Origin of the sequence: Pseudomonas sp. P867 (assembly GCF_019891455.1) — a bacterium.
GTDB lineage: Bacteria > Pseudomonadota > Gammaproteobacteria > Pseudomonadales > Pseudomonadaceae > Aquipseudomonas > Aquipseudomonas synxantha_A.
In genome coordinates, this window is record NZ_JAFLXB010000004.1 from 318,420 (window position 1) to 340,263 (window position 21,844).

At 59.1% G+C, this 21,844-nt stretch carries 18 protein-coding genes; 2 read left to right on the forward strand and 16 right to left on the reverse strand.

What is annotated here, in order from left to right:
- Positions 1-26 precede the first annotated feature (26 nt).
- A complete protein-coding gene (locus J1G33_RS10105; RefSeq protein WP_223018008.1) occupies positions 27-653 on the forward strand; it encodes a class I SAM-dependent methyltransferase in 627 nt (208 codons plus the stop codon).
- A gap of 109 nt (positions 654-762) precedes the next feature.
- Here J1G33_RS10105 and J1G33_RS10110 read toward each other — a convergent pair whose 3' ends face one another.
- The 4 genes from J1G33_RS10110 to J1G33_RS10125 all read right to left on the reverse strand — a co-directional run bounded on the left by J1G33_RS10110 (position 763) and on the right by J1G33_RS10125 (position 8,328).
- Positions 763-2,952 carry a glycoside hydrolase gene (locus J1G33_RS10110; RefSeq protein ID WP_223018009.1) on the reverse strand — a complete coding sequence of 730 codons (2,190 nt, stop codon included), beginning with the start codon at positions 2,950-2,952 and terminating at the stop codon, positions 763-765.
- A 164-nt stretch (positions 2,953-3,116) separates the two neighbouring features.
- Positions 3,117-6,182 (reverse strand): efflux RND transporter permease subunit, encoded by a 3,066-nt coding sequence (locus J1G33_RS10115; protein ID WP_032878431.1) that lies wholly within the window; start codon positions 6,180-6,182, stop codon positions 3,117-3,119.
- A complete protein-coding gene (locus J1G33_RS10120; RefSeq protein ID WP_032878432.1) occupies positions 6,179-7,249 on the reverse strand; it encodes an efflux RND transporter periplasmic adaptor subunit in 1,071 nt (356 codons plus the stop codon). The genes J1G33_RS10115 and J1G33_RS10120 overlap by 4 nt, the downstream gene beginning before the upstream one ends.
- Positions 7,246-8,328, reverse strand: a complete 1,083-nt coding sequence (locus J1G33_RS10125) for an efflux RND transporter periplasmic adaptor subunit (RefSeq protein WP_223018010.1) — start codon at positions 8,326-8,328, stop codon at positions 7,246-7,248. The genes J1G33_RS10120 and J1G33_RS10125 overlap by 4 nt, the downstream gene beginning before the upstream one ends.
- 120 nt (positions 8,329-8,448) lie before the next feature.
- Between J1G33_RS10125 and J1G33_RS10130 the strand changes: the two genes are divergently transcribed.
- A complete protein-coding gene (locus tag J1G33_RS10130) occupies positions 8,449-9,609 on the forward strand; it encodes an AAA family ATPase (protein ID WP_032881152.1) in 1,161 nt (386 codons plus the stop codon).
- A 145-nt stretch (positions 9,610-9,754) separates the two neighbouring features.
- Here the strand turns inward: J1G33_RS10130 and J1G33_RS10135 are convergent, their stop codons facing one another.
- From J1G33_RS10135 to J1G33_RS10190, 12 genes are all read right to left on the reverse strand, one after another.
- Complete coding sequence (locus J1G33_RS10135) at positions 9,755-10,603, reverse strand: transporter substrate-binding domain-containing protein (protein WP_078820017.1); 849 nt, start codon at positions 10,601-10,603, stop codon at positions 9,755-9,757.
- Positions 10,600-11,376, reverse strand: a complete 777-nt coding sequence (locus J1G33_RS10140; RefSeq protein ID WP_103734003.1) for an amino acid ABC transporter ATP-binding protein — start codon at positions 11,374-11,376, stop codon at positions 10,600-10,602. The genes J1G33_RS10135 and J1G33_RS10140 overlap by 4 nt, the downstream gene beginning before the upstream one ends.
- Positions 11,373-12,032, reverse strand: a complete 660-nt coding sequence (locus J1G33_RS10145) for an amino acid ABC transporter permease (RefSeq protein ID WP_078820016.1) — start codon at positions 12,030-12,032, stop codon at positions 11,373-11,375. The genes J1G33_RS10140 and J1G33_RS10145 overlap by 4 nt, the downstream gene beginning before the upstream one ends.
- Positions 12,013-12,678 (reverse strand): amino acid ABC transporter permease, encoded by a 666-nt coding sequence (locus J1G33_RS10150; RefSeq protein WP_005783759.1) that lies wholly within the window; start codon positions 12,676-12,678, stop codon positions 12,013-12,015. Before J1G33_RS10150 ends, J1G33_RS10145 begins: the two co-directional genes overlap by 20 nt.
- 251 nt (positions 12,679-12,929) lie before the next feature.
- Positions 12,930-13,712 (reverse strand): MetQ/NlpA family ABC transporter substrate-binding protein, encoded by a 783-nt coding sequence (locus J1G33_RS10155; protein WP_032878438.1) that lies wholly within the window; start codon positions 13,710-13,712, stop codon positions 12,930-12,932.
- Positions 13,713-13,821: 109 nt separating this feature from the next.
- Positions 13,822-14,748: a sigma 54-interacting transcriptional regulator gene (locus J1G33_RS10160; protein ID WP_032878439.1), complete on the reverse strand. Its 927-nt coding sequence runs from the start codon at positions 14,746-14,748 to the stop codon at positions 13,822-13,824.
- 48 nt (positions 14,749-14,796) lie between these two features.
- Positions 14,797-15,378 carry an alpha/beta hydrolase gene (locus tag J1G33_RS10165; protein WP_032878440.1) on the reverse strand — a complete coding sequence of 194 codons (582 nt, stop codon included), beginning with the start codon at positions 15,376-15,378 and terminating at the stop codon, positions 14,797-14,799.
- Positions 15,379-15,617: 239 nt separating this feature from the next.
- Positions 15,618-18,515 carry a DUF6543 domain-containing protein gene (locus J1G33_RS10170; protein WP_223018011.1) on the reverse strand — a complete coding sequence of 966 codons (2,898 nt, stop codon included), beginning with the start codon at positions 18,513-18,515 and terminating at the stop codon, positions 15,618-15,620.
- Positions 18,516-18,702: 187 nt separating this feature from the next.
- On the reverse strand, positions 18,703-19,104 hold the full coding sequence (locus J1G33_RS10175) for a biopolymer transporter ExbD (protein WP_034125467.1): 402 nt from the start codon (positions 19,102-19,104) through the stop codon (positions 18,703-18,705).
- Position 19,105: 1 nt separating this feature from the next.
- Positions 19,106-19,828 (reverse strand): MotA/TolQ/ExbB proton channel family protein, encoded by a 723-nt coding sequence (locus J1G33_RS10180; RefSeq protein WP_223018075.1) that lies wholly within the window; start codon positions 19,826-19,828, stop codon positions 19,106-19,108.
- A gap of 49 nt (positions 19,829-19,877) precedes the next feature.
- Positions 19,878-20,696, reverse strand: a complete 819-nt coding sequence (locus J1G33_RS10185; protein WP_223018012.1) for an energy transducer TonB — start codon at positions 20,694-20,696, stop codon at positions 19,878-19,880.
- A gap of 234 nt (positions 20,697-20,930) precedes the next feature.
- Positions 20,931-21,782, reverse strand: coding sequence for a LysR substrate-binding domain-containing protein (locus J1G33_RS10190; RefSeq protein ID WP_032881155.1), 852 nt, complete (start codon positions 21,780-21,782; stop codon positions 20,931-20,933).
- Positions 21,783-21,844 lie beyond the last annotated feature (62 nt).

A 21,844-nucleotide genomic window follows, 5' to 3' on the forward strand; every position in this document is an offset into this window, starting at 1 on the left:
CCTCAACCGCAGCGGTGCGCCACACCATGAAACTCGCCCCCGACGACCTCAACCAGATCACCTCCACCACCCTCGGCCATTACAACAAAGTCGCCGAAGACTTCCGTGAAGGCACCCGTGATCACGATGTGAGCCAGAACATCGACGCGCTGTTGCGACATATCCAGGGCTCGGCGCCGTTTACCGTGCTGGATTTCGGCTGCGGGCCGGGGCGGGATTTGCAGACTTTTACGCGCATGGGGCATATCGCCGTGGGGCTGGATGGCTCCGAGCGGTTTGCGCAGATGGCGCGGGACGACAGCGGCTGTGAGGTATTGCAACAGGATTTTCTCAAGCTGGACCTGCCACCCGAGCGCTTCGATGGCGTGTTTGCCAATGCGGTGCTGTTTCATATTCCCAAGCAGGAATTGCCGCGGGTTCTCAAGCAGATGCATGGCACGTTGAAGCCTGGGGGCGTGCTGTTCAGCTCCAACCCACGGGGTGAGAACCAGGAGGGTTGGAATGGGCCGCGGTATGGCTCTTATCACGACCTGGAGGCGTGGCGGGGCTTGCTGACCGAGGCCGGATTTGAAGAGCTGGAGCACTACTACCGGCCGGCCGGGTTGCCGCGGGAACAGCAGCCTTGGTTGGCGAGTGTGTGGCGTAAAATTTAGTGCCGCATCGCCTGTACCGGCCTCATCGCAGGCAAGCCAGCTCCCACATTCGGAATGCATTTCACTGTGGGAGCCGGGCTTGCCCGCGATAGCGCCGTAACGGGCAGCGTTATTTCACCTGATACACCACCGGCTTCTCCCCCTCCACCAGCGCCGTCACACTGCGCCCGGCATACCCATCTTTCTGCGCGTCCGAAAAATTCGCCACCAACCGCGTCCCATCGGCGAAGGTGGTTTGCTGCAACAGTTTGTCCGCTGTCAGCCAGCGAAACTCAGTCATTGCCTGAGTCCCCAACCGTTGATGCAGCGGCCGAAAGAACCGGTCCTGGCGCTGAATCACCGGCAGCCTGTCCTTGAGTGTCGTCGCGCTCAGGTGATACAGCGGCGGTACGTTGTAGAGCAGTTGGGCCAGTTCATTTTCAGCCCGTACATTGCTCAGCTTGAGGTTGTCGAACAGCCAGTGATGAGTGGTGATCACCGAGCCATGGAACACCGCCTGATACAACGGCAGCCGCATCGTCGGGTCGAAATACACCGTGCGCAGCGACGCTTTCAACGGCACAGGCTTGAAGAACACCGCCGGCTGTTCCGCCGGGTACCAGTTGCCGACGTAATAGGGCGACTGCCGGTCGCGGGTCATGTCCCGGTCACCCCAGCCAATCACCGGAGTTTGCATACCATGGGCAAACATAATGCCCTGAGCGGTGACGGCGTTGCCGTCTTCGGAACCTGCGGGCAGTTTTAGCGAAGTGTTGATCCAGCGCGAGGCGTCGATATTGCCCTGGGCATTCTGCACCTGACTCATGGAGGCGCCGTCGCGGTAGCTGTCAAAGATCATGCTGGTGGCGTACGCATCGAGGAACCAGGCATTGAATCCGGCTGCGGCCTGCACCGCCTTTACCCGTGCTTCCAGCAACGGTCGCACACAGCGCGGGTCCGTGTAGTGGCCGGATTGTTGGAAACCGGCTTTCGGCTGGCCGTTCTTCAATATGATTGCGCAGTCACGGTACGCCTTGCCGCCCAGGTGGGCAGTGGCCCAATCCGGATTTTCGCTGGCCGACAGCGCCGTTTCATACGAATCGTAAGGCGCCATCAGATACCCGGCATCCACGCCTGCGCGAATCGCTTCGGGATGCCAGAGCCCGCCTTCCCAGCCATCACCCAGGGTCAACAGCAGACGCGAGAGCCCCGCGTCACGCAAGGCTTGGATAGTCGAATGCCCCCAGGTTTCGGGGCGATCACTCAAGGCTGAGGCGAAATCCACGGCCAGCTCGCTACGCAACTCGCCGTAGCGAGTGGCAAGGCGACTCATGTCGGGCTCTTCCACTTGCCAGGCTTGCCGGGCCTTCTGGTTGATGGCCGCATTGAGGCCGCGCAGCAACACGGTTTGCTCATAACGATTCAATGCGGTTGTCTGTGCAAGCACCTTCGCAGACTCTTTGTCCAGCAGCCTGCCAAGCTCATGGGTGCGCAGCCGTTTGATCAACGTTGGCCAATCACGGACATCATCCAGCGTCAGCAAGCCGTTGCCCCAGAGGTAAACGTGACTGGCGCCGAGCAATTTCACCGCCTCGGGGGTTTGCCGCAGCTTGTCCGCCAGCGGCTCGTAACGGCCCTGCTCCACCAACCATTGGCGATAACGCTTGGCGCCGGCCAACGGGTCGGCGTCGCCCAGATGCAGGCGCAGCGTCATCGGTGCGTCGGGGGCAAGGGTGGTGAATTCATGGGCCGCTGACAACGCCAGGCCCTGGCCGTCCGCTTGCCATTCTAGGCGATTGTTGTAGGGGTTGGTCAGCAGCCAGTTAAGCGTGAAGCGCCCGTGATCCAGGCCCCACAAGGGCAAGCTCAGGTCCTGGGTGGTATTGACTTCGCCGTGCTCAAGCAGGAACGCCTTCCACACGGGGTTATCAAAGGGCACATAATGCCCTTCAGCCAACGGCCAGATCAGCGCCTGGCCCATGGCCGTGGCCGGCTGGCGCAGCAGGGCCAATTCACCCGGCTCGCGAGCACTGATAGACAGGGACAGTTCGCGCTGCTCAAGCCGGGCCGTCAGGCGGTAGGCGCCGCTATCCCATTGCCAGGAGACCTGTGCGGCATCAGCTTGCAACGCACTGACAGCGTGCGCGGCGACACCGCTGGAGGCTTGTACCGGGGCCTCCCCCGCTGGCGTGACACGCAGCGCCAGGGTTGCAGGGTCGAGGTCAACGCGCCACAGGGCGTTTTCCAGCACGGTGGAGGCAAAGACTGAGGGCGCAAGAACAAGCGCACAGAGCACAAAGATGAGGCGCAGGCACTGCATGGGAATCGACCTGGACGGAGAAGTTAGGTCGAGAGGGTAAAACATGCAGACAGTGGCCGGGGCAACAAGTGGATTTTTCGGAAGCGTCCCACAGCCTCAAGCGAGATGAAGATCCAAATGTGGGAGGGGCGGTGCGACGATTCGACTTGCCCCCTCCCACATTTTTAACCGCGCTGTTCCTGATGCTCTTGTTTGGGTTCGCGGATTTTGTACCAGGCCACATACAGCGCCGGCAAAAACAGCAGCGTCAGCAACGTGGCGATGATAATCCCGCCAATCATCGCGTAGGCCATCGGCCCCCAGAACACTTCTCGGGCAATCGGGATCATGCCCAGGCTCGCCGCTGCCGCCGTAAGCAGAATCGGCCGACGCCGGTGTTCGGTAGCCTCCACCACCGCATCCCACGGCGTATAGCCCGCCACTTCATACTCATGAATCTGCGTCACCAGAATCACCGAGTTACGGATGATGATGCCGATCAGCGCCAGGATCCCCAGGATCGCCACAAACCCCATCGGCGTACCGGTGGGGATCAACGCCAGCACCACGCCGATCAGCCCCAGCGGTGCAACGCTGGCCACCAGGAACATTTTCTGCACGCTGTGCAACTGGATCATCAGGAACGTGGCCATCAGGAACAGCATCAACGGCACCACACTCGCAATCGGGCCCTGGGCCTTGCCGCTTTCTTCCACGGTGCCGCCGGTGGCGACTTTGTAGCCCACCGGGAGGCCGTCACTGAATTTCTGGATGGTCGGCGCCAGTTGCTTGACCAGGTCGGTCGGCTGCATCTCATCGCGCACCGCGGCCTTGATGGTAATCGTCGGCTTGCGGTCACGACGCCACACCAGCGGCTGCTCCAACTCGTAACGCACCGTGGCAAACGCGAGCAACGGGATCGAGGTACCGTTGGGCGTAACGATCTGCAGGTTCTGCAAGGTTTCCGGCGTGCCGCGCTCGGCATCTTCGGCGCGACCGACCACGTTGATCAGGTAGATATCGTCGTGCACCTGGGTCACCGCCGCGCCGCTGACCACGCTGTTCATCAACTGCGCCACGTCTTCCGACGACAGCCCCAGTTGCCGCGCCTTGTCCTGGGCGATGTCGACGCGTAGCACTTTGCCCGGCTCGTTCCAGTCGTAGATGATCTCGCCCAAGTGGGTGTTCTGGTCCAGCAAGGTCGCCAGTTCGATGGCGTGCTTGCGCACCTGGTCGGTGTCTTTACCGGAGACGCGGTACTGGATCGGCCGCCCGACCGGCGGGCCCATTTCCAGCGGCTGCACATAGCTGCCGATACCGACAAAATCATCGCGCAGGCGTTTCTGCAATCGCGCAATCAAGGCGCTGCGCTCTTCCAGGCCCTTGCTGACGATCACCAACTGCGCGTAGTACGGGTTCTCCAGTTGTTGGTCCAGCGGCAGGTAGAAACGGATCGCGCCCTGGCCGATGTAGGTGCTCCAGCGAGAAATGTCCGGGTCGTCCTTGATGATCGCTTCGAGGCGGTCAACCGCCTTGCGCGTCTCGTTGATCGAGGCGTTTTGCGGCAGGTTCAGATCAACCAGGATTTCCGGGCGATCCGATGACGGGAAAAACTGGTTCTGCACAAACTGCATGGAAAACACCGAGGCCGCAAACAGCGCCACAGTGATACCGATGGCCCACCAGCGGTTGCGCATGGCCCAGAGCATACCGCCATTGAACGCGCGGCCGATGCGCCCAGGCTCGGCGTTATGCGGCTTCACATTGGCGCTGAGAATATGCACGCCGATCACCGGCGCAAACAGTACCGCCACCACCCACGACACCAACATCGCCACGGCAATCACCGCGAACAGAGTAAAGGTGTACTCGCCCGCCGAACTGGCATTGAGGCCAATCGGCACGAAACCGGCCACGGTCACCAGCGTACCGGTGAGCATCGGGAACGCTGTTGAGGTGTAGGCGTAGGTGGCGGCCTGCTCCTTGGTTTCGCCTTTTTCCAGGCGCGTGATCATCATCTCCACGGTGATCATCGCATCGTCCACCAACAAGCCGAGTGCAATGATCAACGCACCCAACGATACCCGCTGCATGGTGATGCCGCTGTATTCCATAAACACGAACACCAGCGCCAGCACCAACGGAATCGAGCACGCCACCACCAGCCCAGCGCGCATACCGAGGCTGATAAAGCTCACCACCAGCACGATAATCACGGCTTCGAACAACGCGCTGGTAAAGCCGCCGACGGCCTCTTCCACCACTTCGGCCTGGTCAGACACCTTGTGCACACCGACGCCCACCGGCAGGTCGGCAGTCAGCTCATCCATGCGCCCGTGCAGCGCCTTGCCGAACGACTGGATATTGCCGCCCTTTTGCATGGCGATCGCCAAGCCAATCGCCGGCTTGCCATTGAAACGGAACATCGGCCTTGCCGGGTCGACGTAACCGCGACTGATGTCAGCGATATCCGCCAGCCGATAGAAGCGGTCATTGAGGCGCAGGTTGACGTTGGCCAGGTCTTTCTCCGAAGCGAACTGCCCGGAGGTGCGCACCGAAATCCGCTCCGGCCCGGCCTCGATCACCCCGGCGGGCGTTACCGCATTCTGCGATTGCAGGCTTTGCACGACCTGGCGCTGATCAATGCCCAACGCCGCCAGTTTGCGCGTGGAGAAGTTCAGGTAGATCACTTCGTCCTGCTGGCCGATCATCTCGACCTTGCCCAGCCCCGGCACCGAGCGGATTTCGGCGCGCACCTGCTCCACGTAGTCGCGCAACTGGCGCATCGACAAGCCGTCGCCAGTAAAGGCGTACACCGAGCCGAACACATCACCGAACTCATCGTTGAACGACGGCCCCTGCAGGCCCTGGGGGAAGGTGCCGCGAATATCATCGATCTTCTTGCGAACCTGGTACCAGATCTCCGGAATGGCCTTGGCGCTGGTGGTGTCCTTGAGGAACACGAACACCGTGGACTCACCCGGTCGCGTATAACTTTTCACGTAGTCTAGGGAGTCGAGCTCTTCGAGTTTTTTCTCGATGCGATCGGTGACCTGCTTGAGGGTTTCCTCCTGGGTAGCGCCCGGCCAGCGGGTCTGGATCACCATGGTCTTGATGGTGAACGAGGGGTCTTCCTCGCGGCCCAGGTTCATATACGAGAACACGCCCATCAGCAGCGCGACGAACATCAGGTACCAGACGAAGGACTGATGCTTGAGTGCCCAGTCGGATAAGTTGAAGCTCCCTTTCATCGCGGGCTGTCCTCGTCGATTTTGACTTTTTGTCCGGGTTTCAGGCTGTTCACGCCGGCGGTGACGATGCGTTCACCGGCTTTGATGCCGCCATTGACCAAGGCGCTGTCAGCATCCCGGCTGACCACACTGACGTCGCGTGGCTGCACGGTCTGGCTCTGGGTATCAAGCAGCCAGATGCGCGTCTTGCCGTCGACGTCCTGCAAGGCGCTCAAGGGCAATTCGATACGCGGCGTAATGGCGCTGCTCAAGGTCACGCTGATGGCGGTGCCCAGGCGGAACGCGGCGGGAGTGTCGGTCAGGCTCAGACGTGCGCGGCGGGTGCGCGTGGCACTTTGGGCCTGGGGTTCGATCTCACGCACGATGGCGGTGGTATGCACGCTGGGGTCCAGTTGCCCGGCGACCAGAAACACCACATCCGTCGGCAGGCGCTCGGCCAGGCCGGCAGGCAGGTCGATCACCGCCTCCTTGATGTCCGGGCGAGCCAGGGTCACCACCTGCTGCCCCGCGCTGACTACCTGACCAGCCTCGGCATTCCAGGCGGTGACGATACCGGCGTGGTCGGTGTGCAGCTCGGCGTAATTGAGCTGGTCCTTGGCTTGATTGACCGAGGCGCGGGCCTGATCAAGGGTGGCCTGGGTGGTTTTTAGGTCAGTCTGCGCCACATCCAACTGAGCCTGGGCGCCGACGCCCCGGTTGAACAGCTCCTGCTGGCGACGGGCATTGGCCTGGGCATTGATGAACTGTGCCTGCACGCGGGCGAGGTCGCCCTGGGCGGCACGCAGTTGGTTCTGCTGGTCGGTGGGGTCGAGCACGGCAAGCAAGGCCCCCTTCTCCACCTCGGCGCCCACGTCGACGGCGCGACGGGCGATGCGGCCCGACACCCGGAAACCCAGGTTGCTTTCGTAGCGGGCCTGGATAGTGCCGGCGAAGCGGCCGAGGTTTTCCTGATCTTCAGCCTTCACTTGCATGGACAACACCGGGCGCACAGGCTCAGGCGGCGCCTCTTCCTTGGAGCAAGCCATCAGCAACAGGCTGGCGGCGACGATAACCGTCAGTTGCTTCATGGCTGGGCTCCTTGCTGGGCGATCTCGACCACCATGCCGGGGTGCAGCAATTGCCCACCGGCCACTACGACTTTTTCGCCGCCTTTAAGGCCCTCGCCAATAATCACCTTGCCGGTGAGGTAACGGGCCACCTTGACCTTGTGCAGCTGCGCCTTGCCGTCGGCATCCACCAGCCATACGGCAGGCTCGCTGAGGTCTTTGGTCAAGGCCGCCCAGGGTAATTCGATGCTGGCCTTGGCCGGGCCGTTGGCGGTGGCGCTCACCACCGAACCCAGCTCCATGCCTTTAGGCAGGTTTTGCAGGGCGATCTTCACTTGTATGGTGCCGGTATTGGCCGCCACTGCCGGGGTCACTTCCCGCACCTTGCCCACGGCTTTGATGCTCGGGTTGTCCAGCAGGCTGACGGTAATCGGCGCATCCGGCGGCGGCTCCACCAGCAGGGATTCATACACGTTGAACACCGCGTCACGTTCGCCATCACTGGCCAGGCTGAAGATCGGTACGGTGGCTTGTACCACTTGGCCGACTTCGGCCTGGCGCGCCGTGATGATCCCCGGTGCATCGGCGACCAACGCCGTGTAGCCAAGTTGCTCACGGGCGTTGGCCAATTGCGCCTGCGCGGCGGCAAGGGCACTTTGGCTGCTGCGCAACGCGGCCTGAGCGGCGTCGTATTCGCTGCGACTGGTGTAGCCCTTGGGCAAGAGTTTTTCCTGGCGCACGAAGGCGGCGGCGGTCTGCTTGACCCGCGCCTGTTCGGCCACAACCTGGGCCTGGGCGGAATCGACGTTGGTTTGCAGGTCCTTGGGGTCAAGCTTGGCCAGTACTTGCTTGGCCGTTACTCGGTCGCCCACGTCCACCATGCGCTGAATGATCTTGCCACCCACGCGAAAGGACAAATCGGTCTGCACCCGCGCCTGGATATCGCCCGTCAGCGTGACCGCCGCGGCAAAATCCGCCGGCTGCACGGTTTGCACAAATACCCGTGAATGCTGCTTGGGCTCGGCTTTGTCTTGGCCACAGCCGCTCAGCAGCGCCAGGAGGCCAAGGCTGAGAATAAATGTCGAAGTGCGACCGCCCATGCAGGCTCCTTTTGCGTGACGCAAGGTACAAGTGTGTATGCGACTGTGAGCTTAGATCAGGGTTCCTTATCTGCATGGAGGATCCCATACTCCAATGGTTCCCCAGCCGATTAAATGCATATGCTGAAAACCCTCGCGGTGGCCAATTACCGCTCGATCAACAAATTGGTAGTGCCGCTGGACCGCTTGAACCTGATCACCGGGCCCAATGGCAGCGGCAAATCCAACCTGTACCGGGCCCTGCGCCTGCTGGCAGAAACCGCCCAGGGCGGAGTGATCAATGCCCTGGCCCGTGAAGGCGGGCTGGACTCGACCTTCTGGGCCGGGCCGGAAACCATCAGCCGGCGTATGCGCACTGGTGAAGTACCGATCGAATCCAATGTGCGCCAGGGCGTCAAACGCCTGCGCTTAGGGTTTGCCGCCGAAGATTTCAGCTACGCAATCTCTCTGGGATTGCCGGAAAAAACCTCGTCGTTCTTCAGCCTCGACCCCGAAGTGAAGAAGGAATGCATCTGGGCCGGCCACATCTACCGCCCGGCCAGCCTGTTGGTGCAGCGCTCAGGTGCCATGGTGCGTGCCCGCGAAGGCCGTGCCTGGGATGTACTGGCGCAGCACACACCCAACTACCACAGCCTGTTCGATCAGGTCGGCAGCCTGCGCGGCTCGCCGGAAGTGCTGCTGTTGCGTGAAAGCATTCGTGGCTGGCGCTTTTATGATCACTTTCGCAGCGACGTGGACGCGCCAGTGCGCCAGCCCCAGTTGGGTACGCGTACGCCGGTGTTGCACCACGATGGCCGCGATTTGGCGGCCGCGTTGCAGACTATCCGCGAGATCGGCGACCCCGAGGCGCTGCAACGTGCCGTAAGCGATGCATTCCCGGGGGCGCGCCTGAACATTGAACCGTTGCAAGGCGGACGCTTTGCCATTGAGTTCTATCAGGAAGGCTTGCTGCGGCCGTTGTCGGCGGCGGAACTGTCAGACGGCACCCTGCGCTACTTGTTGCTGATCGCCGCACTGCTGACGCCACGCCCGCCGACCATGATGGTGCTGAACGAACCGGAGACCAGCCTGCACCCGGACCTGCTGCCCGCCTTGGCGCGCCTGATTATCGAAGCGTCGAAGCAGTGCCAGGTGTGGGTGGTGTCCCATGCCAGCCGCTTGATTGCGGCGTTGCAGCAGGATGAGGGGTGCAATTCGATTGTGCTGGAGAAGGTGTTGGGGGAAACGCGGATCGTGGGGCAAGGGATTCTGGATGGGCCGGCCTGGCATTGGCCGGAGTAGGTGGTGACTGTACCGGCCTCATCGGGAGCAAGCCCCCTCCCACATTTTGACCTGTATTCACACATCGGAATGTGTGAACCCGATCCAGTGTGGGAGGGGGCTTGCTCCCGATGAGGCCGGTGCAGCCAACACAAAAAGTCAGGTTTCAGCCCTGCCACTTCCCGCCTTCAACAATCACACTTTCAGGCTTGGTGTCATCGCTCAGTTCTTTGCGCACATATTGGTCATAGAGCTTGAGCAGGAACTTCTCCTCGCCCAGCTTTGCCAGCTCGGCATTCACCCAGTCGCGCAGTTCGGTATTGCCCTTCTTCACCGCCGGAGCAATCGGTGCTTCATCACCCAGCTTTTCTTCCAGCACACGGTAGCCCGGGTTCTGCTTGGCCCAGCTGAACAGCACCAGGTTGTCCTGGGCATAGGCATCGCCACGCCCGGCCGACAGCGCTTGCAGCGACTCGGAGTTTTTCTCGAACTTGAGCAGCTTCCAGTCCGGGTGGTTTTTGGTCAGCCAGATGTCGGCGGTGGTGCCGGTGGTGACAATGGTGGTGCGAGTGGCCAGGTCATCCAGGCTTTTTACCGTGCTGTCATTCGGTACAAGGGCCTGCACCGCGACTTTCAGGTTGGGGTTGGTAAAGTCCACCGCTTCCTTGCGCTCGGGCGTCACCGTCATGTTGGCGAGAATCAGGTCGACCTTGTCGCTTTGCAGGAACGGAATGCGGCTGGCGGGCTCAACGGCGACAAACTCCACCTTGTTTTCGTCGCCCAACAGGTCCTTGGCGAATTGACGGCCAATGTCAGTATCGAAGCCGACGTAGCGGCCAGCCTCGTCGACAAAGCCAAACGGTGGCTTGTCCGTGAAGACGCCAACGATCAGCTTGTCCCGCGCTTTTATTTTGTCGATGTAGCTGACAGCCGCGGGTTTTACCGGCTCTTCGGCCTTTTTATCGCAACCGGCCAGCACGGCGACGGCAAACAGTGGCAGCAGTAACTTTTTCATATCAGCTCCAGTTCCTTGATCTTTTTGGGCAGTGTTGAAACGAAGGAGAACTTCTCCAGGAACTGCTGCGCGCGTGCGGTCTGCGGGTTCGTAAAGAATGCCTCGGGGGTGTTGTGTTCGAGGATGCGACCGGCCTCCATGAACACCACGCGGTCGGCGACGGCGCGGGCGAAGGCCATTTCGTGTGTGACGATCAGCAGGGTCATGCCATCGCGGGCCAGGCCCTGGATCACTTCCAGTACTTCCTTGACCATCTCCGGGTCAAGAGCCGCCGTGACCTCATCAAAGAGCATGACCTGGGGGTTCATGCACAATGAACGCACGATGGCGATGCGTTGCTGCTGGCCGCCGGAGAGCTGGCGCGGGAACGCGTCGCGCTTGTCGGCCAGGCCCACGCGCTCCAGCAGTTTTTGCGCCTGCTCACGGGCCTCGCGGGGGACACGCTTTTGCACTTTCAGCGGGCCGAGCAGGATGTTGTCGAGCACGCTCATGTGCGGGAACAGGTGGTAGCTCTGGAACACCATGCCGATGTCCTGGCGCACCTGGCGCCAGTCGGTGTTTTTATCCAGCAGCTCAACGCCTGCAAACCGCAGGCTGCCGCTGTGGGCGACTTCCAGCCCATTGAGGCAGCGCAGCAAGGTGCTTTTGCCACAGCCGCTGGGGCCGAGGATCACCACCACCTCGCCGCTTTGCACGCTCAAGTCGATGCCCTTGAGCACCTGTGCCTGGCCAAAGAATTTGTTGAAACCCTGGAACTCGATCAATGCGCTCATGCGTGGGCCCAGCGCCGTTCCAGCACCTTGGAGGCGGCCGACAACGGGTAGCAGATAAAGAAGAAAAACAGGAACAGCGCGCCGTAGATCAATACCGACTCGTAGGTACGCTCGATGATTTGCTGGCCGACCTTGATCACATCCACCACGCCAATCAGCACCGCAAGGGAACTGGTCTTGATGATGCGCGTGTAGACGTTGATGGTCGGCGGCGTCATGCGTTTAAGGGCCTGGGGCAGCAGCACGTAGCCGTACAACTGCGGGTCGGACAGGCCAATCGACAAGCCCGCTTCACGCTGGCCACGCGGCAGCGAATGCAATGCACCGCGCACCACCTCGCCGACTTCGCTGGCGCCCCATAGCGACAACACCAGCACCGCGCACCAGAAGCTCGGCAGGCTCACACCAAAGAAAATCGGCAGGCCGAAAAACAGCAGGTACAACCACACCAGCACCGGAATCGCCCGGAACAGCTCCAGGTAGATGCGCAGCACACCGTTGATCACCTTGTTATTCAAGGTGCGCAGCACGCCATACAGCACGCCGCCGACCGTACTGAAAGCGATGCTCAAAAACGAAATCGACAGGGTTTGCGCAGCGCCTTTGCCCAGTTGTGGCAACGACACCCACAGCAACTCAAGACCCGAACTGGCCATGCTGGAGCCTCCTTTCCAAACGGCTGAGCAGCAACGACAACGGCAAAAACAGCAGCACGCAAATCAGCGTCAGTACGGCGAGCATCTCGTAGGTCTTGTAGTAGAGGGCGATGTAGCTCTTGGTGGTGTAGAGAATCTCCGGCACCGCCACCGCGGAAACCACCGTGGTTTCCTTGAGCAGAAAGATGAAATTGGCGAACAGCGCCGGCAGGCTGAGGATGCCGGCCTGGGGCAGAATCACATGGCGCAACAGCTGCCAGTCGGACAGGCCAATGGACTTGCCCGACTCGATCTGCGCCAGCGGCACCGCTTCCACACCGGCGCGCAACACTTCAGTGAGGTAGGCGCCGCCGAGAAAGGTCATGGTGATGATTGCCGCCCAGAACCCGGAGATATTCAAACCCAGGGCCGGCAGTGCGAAGTAGACGAAAAACAGTTGGATCAACAGCGGCGTGTTCCGCGCCAGCTCCACATACAGCGCTACCAGCCGTGACAGGTACGGCGTGCGAAACACCAACAAGGCTGCATTGATCAGCGCCACCAGCAAGGAGGTGCCGATGGCGATCAGGCCCACTTGCAGGGTTACGCCCACCGCTTGCAGGAACGCCGGCAAGGTGCTGAGGATAAAAGCGAAATCGAAGGTCATGTGCAGTCCATATCGCCGCATGGGTAATGCCGCGAGCGCAATCCGTTCCGGCGTGGATAACGTCGGGTAGCGCGAACTTTAAAGGTATAAAAAGCAAAATTTAAATACCGAAATAGCATATTGATATCACCCAAAAAACTAACCTTCGCCAGGGCGATCAATGTGGGAGGGGCAAGCCCCCTCCCACAAAAAAAACGCCGACGCTGTAGTAGCCGTCGGCGTTGAAACCTTGAAGGGGGTTTTGAGTTACATCAGAACGCCGGCACGACTGCGCCGTTGTACTTCTTCTCGATGAAAGCTTTGACTTCCGGGCTGGTCAGGGCCTTGGACAGTTTCTGGATAGCGTCGCTGTCCTTGTTGTCCGGGCGCGCTACCAGGAAGTTCACGTAAGGGGATTTGGCATCTTCGATGATCAACGCGTCCTTGGCCGGGTTCAGGCCGGCTTCCAGGGCGTAGTTGGTGTTGATCACATCCAGATCAACCTGATCCAGCACGCGTGGCAGCAGGGCCGATTCCAGCTCTTTGAATTTGAGGTTTTTCGGGTTGTCCTTGATGTCTTTTGGCGTGGACAACGCGTTGGTCGGGTCTTTCAGGGTGATCAGCCCGTTCTTCTGCAGTAGCAACAGGGCGCGTCCACTGTTGGAGCCTTCGTTCGGGATGGCCACGGTCGCGCCGTCTTTCAGATCTTCAATTTTCTTGATCTTTTTCGAGTAGCCGCCGATGGGTTCAACATGCACACCGACTACCGTGACCAGGTTGGTGCCCTTGCCCTTGTTGAAGTTTTCCAGGTACGGCAGGGTCTGGAAGTAGTTGGCGTCCAAGCGCTTCTCAGCGACTTGCACGTTTGGCTGCACGTAATCGGTGAAGACTTTGATCTGCAGGTCCACGCCTTCCTTGGCCAGGGTCGGCTTGATCAACTCCAGGATCTCAGCGTGCGGAATCGGCGTGGCCGCTACCACCAGCTTTTCGTTGGCCTGGGCGAAGCCGGCAGTCAGGGCAGCCGCCAGGGCGGTAAACAACAGAACCTTTTTCATGCAGTGTCCTTTTCTAACGACCATTTTTTATGTGAGGTGCCAGCGAAATGCTATCGCGGCGTAGGAAGGACAATACCTAGATTTTTTATTCCCGAACAATATCTTTTATTCACGTTGATATTCCATTTTGTTCATACAGGAAGGTACGCAGCGATTCGCGCTCGGTCGCACTGGCGCTGGCAAAAATTCGTCGCACTTGCTCCAGCGGCGAACCTGCCACCGGCAGGTTCAAATGCTCGGGCAAGATTTCATCGCCACTGCTCACCAGCAAGGCAAAGTGAATGACGTTTTCCAGTTCGCGGGTATTGCCCGGCCAGGTGTGACGCTCCAGTACCTGTTGAGCGGCGTCGCTGATAAGCGGCACCGGCAGGTCCAGGCGCTGGCTGTAGATGCCGAGAAAATACTCGGCCAGAGACAAAATATCCCCCACCCGCTCGCGCAACGCCGGCAGGTCCAGCCGGCCTTCGCTCAAGTAATGAAACAGGCGCTCGTGAAACTTGCCAACGGCCACAGCCTGGGCCAGGTCGATGCTGGTAGCGGCCACCAGACGTACGTCTACCGGGCTGGGTTGATGGGCACCAACGCGGGTGACCTCATGATTTTCCAGGGCCGCGAGCAATTTCACCTGGATCGGCAACGGCAAGTCACCAATCTCATCCAGGTACAAGGTGCCGCCGTTGGCAGAGCCAAACCAGCCAGCCCGACTGCTCGCTGCGCCGCTGTGGCTGCCGGCGGCATAGCCAAACAACTCGGCATCCGCATAGGTAGGACTGATGGCGCCACAGTTGACCGAGACAAACAGGCCAGTACGGTCACTGCCACGGTGGATGTGTCGCGCCAGCAGTTCTTTACCACTGCCGGTTTCACCGCGGATCAATACGGGTAAGGCGCGCGGCGCAAGGCTTTCCAATTCTTCACGCAGTTGGCGTGAGCGTGGGTCGACGAACACCAACGCCTTGGCGCGGATGCTCAGTGGGCTCTTTTCGGCATCGGGAAAGGTCAGCAAAGGCTGGCCGTAGGTTTCATGCAAACTCATGGCAGGCTCCCGCCCCAATCCACTCAGGGACGGGGCGTTGAAAAAATATCAGGCACTACGCCGAGCATGGTGCTCGAGGCGGCTCTGCAGGCGATAGAGATAGGCGAAACCCTGCTCCCAGCGGCGGTGGCCGGACTTCACATTGATATGCCCGGCGCCGGACAAAATGCCAGCTTCGGCCCCCCATTGACGCGCCAACTCCAGAGCCCGGGGCGCGCTGACGGCGCTATCGTTGTCGGAGCTGACCACCTGGCTGGGAAACGGCAGCAGGTCGGTGGGAATTGGTGCGAAGTTACGCAGGGCGGGGGCACAGGCTGCGCGCTCGACATCGGCTGGGGCTACCAGCAAGGCGCCGCGAACCTGACGCAAGAAATGCACGGGGGCAGTGGCCGCCCAATGAGCCACGGTGATGCATCCCAGGCTATGGGCAATCAGGATTACCGGTGTGCTGTCGGCGGCAATCGCCTCGGCCAATGCGGCTACCCAATCCTCTCGACGCGGCGTCAGCCAATCGGCCTGCTCCACGCGAGCGCTGTTGGGCAGGCTGTGCTGCCAATGGGTTTGCCAATGATCTTCTGGCGATCCTTGCCAGCCCGGCACGATCAGATAACGAATCGACTCGCTGTGCATGGGTGTGCCCTCCTGCAGCTTTTAACGTTGCTGACCAGTATAGGGGCGCCCCAACAATCAAATAAGGAATAAAAAGGAATTTATTAATAACCAAAAACTCATCACATCATTTATTCGAATCCCACTCCCTTCCACATTCCTGGAAACCAACCATTGTGCCCCCCGACGCCATGGCATCGGGGGCCGGTAATGTTGAGTTGGATAACCCAATGCTCAACGACCGCTACCGCTATACCGACTCAACGAGAATGATGCATAGAGTGCTCCGAGCCGATATCGACCCCAAATTTACGATTCATGGGCATATAGAAATCGCGTACTTCCATGTACTTTTTTCCGAAATCTTCGGGCAAAAGAAGACGCGCATTCAAAAGTTCAGTCATGTCATCAACAAACGGGAAAAAACCATATTCCTCTTGCGCCACTACATCACCAAACATTCTCGGCCCGGTAACCTCGAAGATTTTCGTCTCGTACTCTTTATAGGCTTGCCGTTCTATGTCTGTCGAACCTTCTCTTAAAAACGGACGATTATTGTTAAACCACGACTCGTTGGCTTTGAACCGCTGATATGACTCCTCCAGAATCTTGTCAAATAATGGATTGTCCGCATGGCTTGCGAAATTACTTGTATTGAAACCATTGAAATCCGCTCCCTCATAAGTAATGGGCGAGTTCATCAATAGATCACTTGGTGTGGCTTTCAGCGTGACATCCCCCACGTTGAAGGTCAGCGTGTCATCCGTATCCAGGTATATTCCACCGTGCTTCTTTATCAGTGCAACGCGCATCACATCCGATGAAGCCGCTAAATTTTGCCCTTGACCTGATCTAAAATACTGATACATCTCTCCATATTTACTTGCCGTTAGCTCTCGAAAAGCTTCATCCTCTTTCAGATCATGCACCTCCAGCCCACCCACTTTGTGATCCAGAGCAGATTTTATTTTCTGAAACGCACTCCCGCTGTTTGCATCCACGTGAACGACAGACTTGTAACCCGGGCTTTTCCTGGCGTTCTCAATAATGTTCTGGATTAAATGCTCCGGCATTTCATTGCCAGCCCAAAAATAATGAATGACTTTGGGCACTTCTGTCGTACCGGACGGCAGCGACGGCAACCGTGGTAACTTAAGCGTTTTATTTATAACTGATGGAGGTACGTTCTTATTCCCTTCGATCGCTTCGGTTTTAGTACCACCTAACCATCTTCCTCGGCCATTACGCCAATAGAATATATCATTCACTTGACCATCTTCGTTGAGCCCACGCCAGAGGCGTGCCTCAACGTCATAAGTGACTTTAGTACCGTACTGCCCGACAAAAACCATGTAGTCCTGAGAAAACATTCGCTGCACGTCGTCCATGGGGACCGTGAACTCATCGAGGATAACGGGAGGCGTAGTAGGCCCCATTGGGTAGCCGATATGCCCATTGACTCGTCGTGGGGGATTGAAGAATGGACGCTCCTGTTCAGCCACTTGAGTGGGCGCCTGGGCTGCGGCGTCAACCCCTGCTGTAACGCCCCCGTTGGCCATTCTCTCTGTCATCGCTTTCGCCAGCGGCGCCCCCGCATGGGTGACCAAGGGCGGTATCGCGTTCAGTACTCCAAATACAATCCGGTCAGAACCAGTGGCCTTTCCTTTGACGGCATCATCAATACCGATACCTGTTTGAGTGGCTCCGGCTGCCATGAAAAAAACATCCAAGCCTATCGCTACTTCCGGCATGACCAATGCCAGAGGCGTCATGAACATGGCAACCTTCGTGGCCTCTTCCACACCTTGCAAGACTTTGTTCTTGGTGTAGTCACCATCGCTGACGATCGCGTTTTCTGCATCCGAATAAGACCGCGCCTTTTGCCGGACCTTGACCGCTTCAAAAGGATCTCTGCGCAAAGGCTCAACCGAGATAAAGCGATCGGGCACCCAGCCGTTGATCCTTGCAAGGAAGCCGTTGCCAGATACTTGCGCATTGGACCAATGTGCCATCCCGTCCAAGGATTGACGCACACCGTCTGCCAACAGCTTTTGGGCTTGGTCCTTGAGGGAAAAATGCGTCAGCAGTGATTCAAGTTTCACAGGATCAGTGGCTTGCTTGGCCAGCCAGATATTCATTTGCTGTGGGTTATCGAAACGATGTATCGGCGAGGAGTTACCAGGGATGTAAAGCAAGGTCAGCTGGGTTTTGCGATCGGTCACACACATCAAGTCGGTTGACTGCAGGCCATTGATGCTCAGCAACCCGATATCCAGGTTCGGATCCTTGACGGCAGGTGCTGAAAAGTCCTGAACCGTCAGCTCGGACCATTGCTTTTGCGCAACAGGCCCCAACGCCCTCTGGGCGAGTGCCGCCTCGACTGGGCCAAGCGTGCCTTCCAAGCGCTGTAGGTTGATCGCTTTAACAAAGGATATTTTACTCAATGAAGCATAGGAACTACTGTGCTTGTCCCAAAACCCGTCAAGGGTGTTCTTGTAAAGTTTGGTTCGGTCTGTATCCCAGACCAAGGCTTTGAAGTCTTCAACAGGAATGGACACTTGAGTGTCTGCACTATACAGCGCAGAACCTGGGGAACTCGGCTCTCGGTAAATAGCTTGTCGACTGTGTGCTTCCTGCACCCAACCGTCAACTTTATTGTAAATATAAACTGCCGGCGAAAAATACTTGGCAATCTTTACAAACCAGCCCTCATTATCCTCAATCGTTACATCTTGTCTGTTTTTCAACGCCGCTTGTGTCAGCGTTATTTTTTCCACAACATCTTTATCATCTTTACCATTATCTTTAAACGTAACCAGATACGTTTTATCAGGATCAACGTCGACGCCCCAATGTTGTTTTATTTTCGCCGAGAGTATCGTCGAAATTTCTTTCTCGGGAGAAATGTAGTCAAAAGAGTGTGTGCTGATATAAGCATCTATTTCAGGGTTTGGTTTCAACACCGGCGCCCCGGCCTTTGGCGCTTTACTCTCTCGATAATCAGCGCGACTTAATGATTTTTTGGGAAGCGGATGCTGCACACCCGGCCTATCAGGCCGCGAATAAATCCTTGCAGTGGGGGTTTCTTCGAGCTGAGGGGGAGTTGATTGTGGGTTAACAAATGCACTTACCGAATGAATAGGAAAGCGTACGTTCATGCAACTTCTCCATTAGTTAAATTTCTCCATGCGCCGACTAGAGTAATCATACTGTTGTGAATTGCACGCCCAGAAATATTCAAATACGTGAAAATTCTTTTCCTCTATAAACACTGTAACCACAAAATAAAAAAAGGCCGCACCCTGCCAAGGAAACGGCCTAAAAAACGTGTCGCGGCGGATGAAACTAACGTGCGGTAATCACCGACAATTTGGTAATCCCCGCACGTTCAATCGACGCCATGGCGCGTGCCACTTCGCCGTAGTTCACTCCATCGTCAGCCTGCAATTGCACCCGCACATCGGGGTCCTTGGCCTTGGCCGCCTGCAGGTTGAATTCCAGCAGGTCCGGCTGGATTTCGTCCTTGTTGATAAACAGTTTTCCCGCGCCGTCGATGCTCACCACCAGCGGGTCTTTCTGCTCGACAGGCGCCACGGCCTGGGTCTTGGGCAGGTTGATCGGGATCGAGTTGGTCAACAACGGCGCGGTGACGATAAACACCACCAGCAGCACCAGCATCACGTCCACCAGCGGCGTGACGTTGATCTCGCTCAGCACCTCATCACTGTCTTGCGTGGAGAAGGCCATGTCAGGACGCCTCCTTCACTTTTTGCGGGCTGGCGGCGCTGGCTTTGGTCAGTGTCGGGTGCAACAGCACGCGGAATGAGTTCTTCTGCGCCAGGCTGTAGAAGTCGTGGGCAAAGTCATCCAGGTCTGCCGCTGTCAGCTTCAGGCGGCGCAGGAAATAGTTGTAGACAAGCACCGCAGGCACCGCGACGGCGATCCCCACACCGGTCGCGACCAACGCCGCACCAATCGTCCCCGCCACGGTTTCCAGGCTGGCGGACCCGGCGGCGCTGATCCCCTTCAGCGCTTCCATGATGCCCCACACGGTGCCAAACAGGCCGATGAACGGCGAGGTGCTGCCGATACTGGCGACCACAGCCAGGCCGGTCTCCAGGGAGCGGCGCTCGCGCACGATTTGCTGGCGCAGGGCGCGTTCGAGGCGGTCCTGATGATTGATCGCCTGGCTTAGATCCGCAGCGTGAGGGGTATCGCCCACCTGGATTGCGGCATAGCCGGCCTGGGCCACGCGCGCGGCGGCGCCGGGCTGGGTTTCGGCGAGTTCGGCGGCTGAATCGAGGCTCGATGCCGCCCAGAACTGTTTGTGAAACTTGCGATCCTGAGCCTTGAGGCGACCGAACTGCACGCCCTTGAGCAAGGCCAGGCCCCAGGTGGCGACCGAAAAGATCACCAGCAGCCAGATCACCGCGCTTTCGATGGATTCAAGTGGAGACGCTAATGCCATGATGTTTTCCCTCTTGTGCAGGTCGCGGCGTGTGCACACCGCGGCCGAATAATTAATGAATCTTGAAGTCGATCGGTACGCTGACCCAGCCGTCCTGGGCCACATCCCCCTGCTTGGCCGGTACGAAGCTCCAGCGCTTTACGGCGGCCAGTGCGGCGTCATCGAGCTGCTGGCGCCCGCTGCTTTTCTGCACCTGAATCTCACCCGGTTTACCGCTGGCCAGCACATGCACCCTTAACAACACCGTGCCTTCCCAACCGCGTCGCTGAGCCAGTGACGGGTACTCCGGTGCCGGGTTTTTCAGGTACGCGGCGTTGGCCGAAGCCGGCGTCACCGGCGCTGGCGCTCGCGCCGCAGGTGCGGGCGGAGCAGGTGGGGCTGGCGTCGGTGGCGCAGGCGGCTGCTCGACGGGTTTGGGGGCCGGCTTGGGCTCAGGTTTCGGCGCGGGCTTGGGCTTGGGTTTCACAATAGGTTTGGGCGGCGCCGGCTTGGCCGCCAACTCATCCACCACCGGCGGCGGTGGCTCGACTACAGGGGGCGGCGGTGGTGGCGGTACAGGTGGTGGCGTTTCAACCACCGGCGGCGCCGGCTGGGAAAATTCGATGGTCATCGGCGGAATTTCCGGCGGCACAATCGGCAGCACCGGCGTGGGTTTCTGGCTCACCCAATAGATCACTGCGCCGTGCAGCGCCAACACCAGCAACCCGAGCAAAATCCCTTCGCGGCGGCTGGAAAAACGCTTCGGGGTCTTCTGCAGGCGCAATTGCCCCAACGGCGCGCGATGCGGCCGGCCAAGGTCGACCAACTCACCACTCGGTGCCTGGCGCCATTGCGCCTCGGGTGCACTGGCGGCGGTCTGGACATTGCCCATTGATTCACTCCCTACGGTTTTGAAAAACCGACGGGCCAGCGTGCAGCCCCGTCGAGGGCTGAATCATCGGGGCCAGACACTTATCTCTTAAAGTAATCTTTAAAGTTATATATAGAACAAAAATGCATAAATGAAACAGCCGCTGACGTCAAAGCCACGTGGCTCGGGGCCTGGCGCCAAACCCTTGTTTTTCAATGCTTTAAAGGCATACAAAATATTCAGCAAAGGTATGGCTCAGTGCGGATTTCCACTGCACAACGCCAGCAATTCTCCCAGCAAACTCTGGCCCGCTGCGCCCAAACCACTGCGGCCATACAGGGCCAATCGCACACCATGGACAGGCGGCAGGCCACTCTCTGGGCCGAGTATGCAATGGCCCGGTTGCAACACCCGCTCCGGCAACAGGCTGATGCCCAAGCCTGCCGCCACCGCTGAACACACGCTGGCCAGGCTGGCACTGGAGTAGCCGATGCGCCAACGCCAGCCGGCACGCTCAAGATGGTGAAGCATGTCGTTGCGGTACAAGCCGCCCACCGGGAAAGCCACCAGCGGCAGCGGGTCGCGACCCAGCGCCGGGGTGCTCAGGCTGTCGACCCAATACAAGGGCTCCGGCCACGACGCCACACAGTCGTCGCTGTCGCCCATCTGCTTGACCAGCAACACATCGAACTCACCGCCCCGGTACTGGCGCTGCAATTCAGGGCCCAGACCGCTGGTGACTTCCAGCCGCACCCGTGGATACGCCACGACAAACGCTGAAAGCAGCGGCATCAGGCGCTCGGCGGCAAAGTCCTCCGGCACGCCAAGGCGTAACACACCGTCGCTCTGCTGGTTGATCAGCACGTCAGCGGCTTCTTCGTGCAGTGCGAGAATGCGGCGCGCATACGCGAGCAGACGCTCACCCTCGGCGGTAGCCACCACGCGGCGCTGGTCGCGGTCCAGTAACTGACAAGCCACTGCGTCTTCCAGCCGGCGGATCTGCTGGCTGACAGTGGACTGGGTCAAATGCAGGCGCTCGGCGGCGCGGGTGAAATTGCCGCAGTCCACCACGGCGACAAAACTGCGCAACAACACGGGATCGAACAACGTCATCACCATTGCGTTTGCCACTGATTGGCATGTTTATATTTAATTTCAGCATACCCCGG

Excerpts from the sequence above, each read along its gene's own strand:
- J1G33_RS10150 (WP_005783759.1), bottom strand. The coding sequence starts at position 12,678 with ATGACCTTCGATTTCGCTTTTATCCTCAGCACCTTGCCGGCGTTCCTG.
- J1G33_RS10130 (WP_032881152.1), top strand. The coding sequence starts at position 8,449 with ATGCTGAAAACCCTCGCGGTGGCCAATTACCGCTCGATCAACAAATTG.
- J1G33_RS10185 (WP_223018012.1), bottom strand. The coding sequence starts at position 20,696 with ATGGGCAATGTCCAGACCGCCGCCAGTGCACCCGAGGCGCAATGGCGC.
- J1G33_RS10115 (WP_032878431.1), bottom strand. The coding sequence starts at position 6,182 with ATGAAAGGGAGCTTCAACTTATCCGACTGGGCACTCAAGCATCAGTCC.
- J1G33_RS10105 (WP_223018008.1), top strand. The coding sequence starts at position 27 with ATGAAACTCGCCCCCGACGACCTCAACCAGATCACCTCCACCACCCTC.
- J1G33_RS10165 (WP_032878440.1), bottom strand. The coding sequence starts at position 15,378 with ATGCACAGCGAGTCGATTCGTTATCTGATCGTGCCGGGCTGGCAAGGA.
- J1G33_RS10120 (WP_032878432.1), bottom strand. The coding sequence starts at position 7,249 with ATGAAGCAACTGACGGTTATCGTCGCCGCCAGCCTGTTGCTGATGGCT.
- J1G33_RS10160 (WP_032878439.1), bottom strand. The coding sequence starts at position 14,748 with ATGAGTTTGCATGAAACCTACGGCCAGCCTTTGCTGACCTTTCCCGAT.
- J1G33_RS10145 (WP_078820016.1), bottom strand. The coding sequence starts at position 12,032 with ATGGCCAGTTCGGGTCTTGAGTTGCTGTGGGTGTCGTTGCCACAACTG.
- J1G33_RS10175 (WP_034125467.1), bottom strand. The coding sequence starts at position 19,104 with ATGGCCTTCTCCACGCAAGACAGTGATGAGGTGCTGAGCGAGATCAAC.
- J1G33_RS10125 (WP_223018010.1), bottom strand. The coding sequence starts at position 8,328 with ATGGGCGGTCGCACTTCGACATTTATTCTCAGCCTTGGCCTCCTGGCG.
- J1G33_RS10140 (WP_103734003.1), bottom strand. The coding sequence starts at position 11,376 with ATGAGCGCATTGATCGAGTTCCAGGGTTTCAACAAATTCTTTGGCCAG.
- J1G33_RS10110 (WP_223018009.1), bottom strand. The coding sequence starts at position 2,952 with ATGCAGTGCCTGCGCCTCATCTTTGTGCTCTGTGCGCTTGTTCTTGCG.
- J1G33_RS10135 (WP_078820017.1), bottom strand. The coding sequence starts at position 10,603 with ATGAAAAAGTTACTGCTGCCACTGTTTGCCGTCGCCGTGCTGGCCGGT.
- J1G33_RS10155 (WP_032878438.1), bottom strand. The coding sequence starts at position 13,712 with ATGAAAAAGGTTCTGTTGTTTACCGCCCTGGCGGCTGCCCTGACTGCC.
- J1G33_RS10170 (WP_223018011.1), bottom strand. The coding sequence starts at position 18,515 with ATGAACGTACGCTTTCCTATTCATTCGGTAAGTGCATTTGTTAACCCA.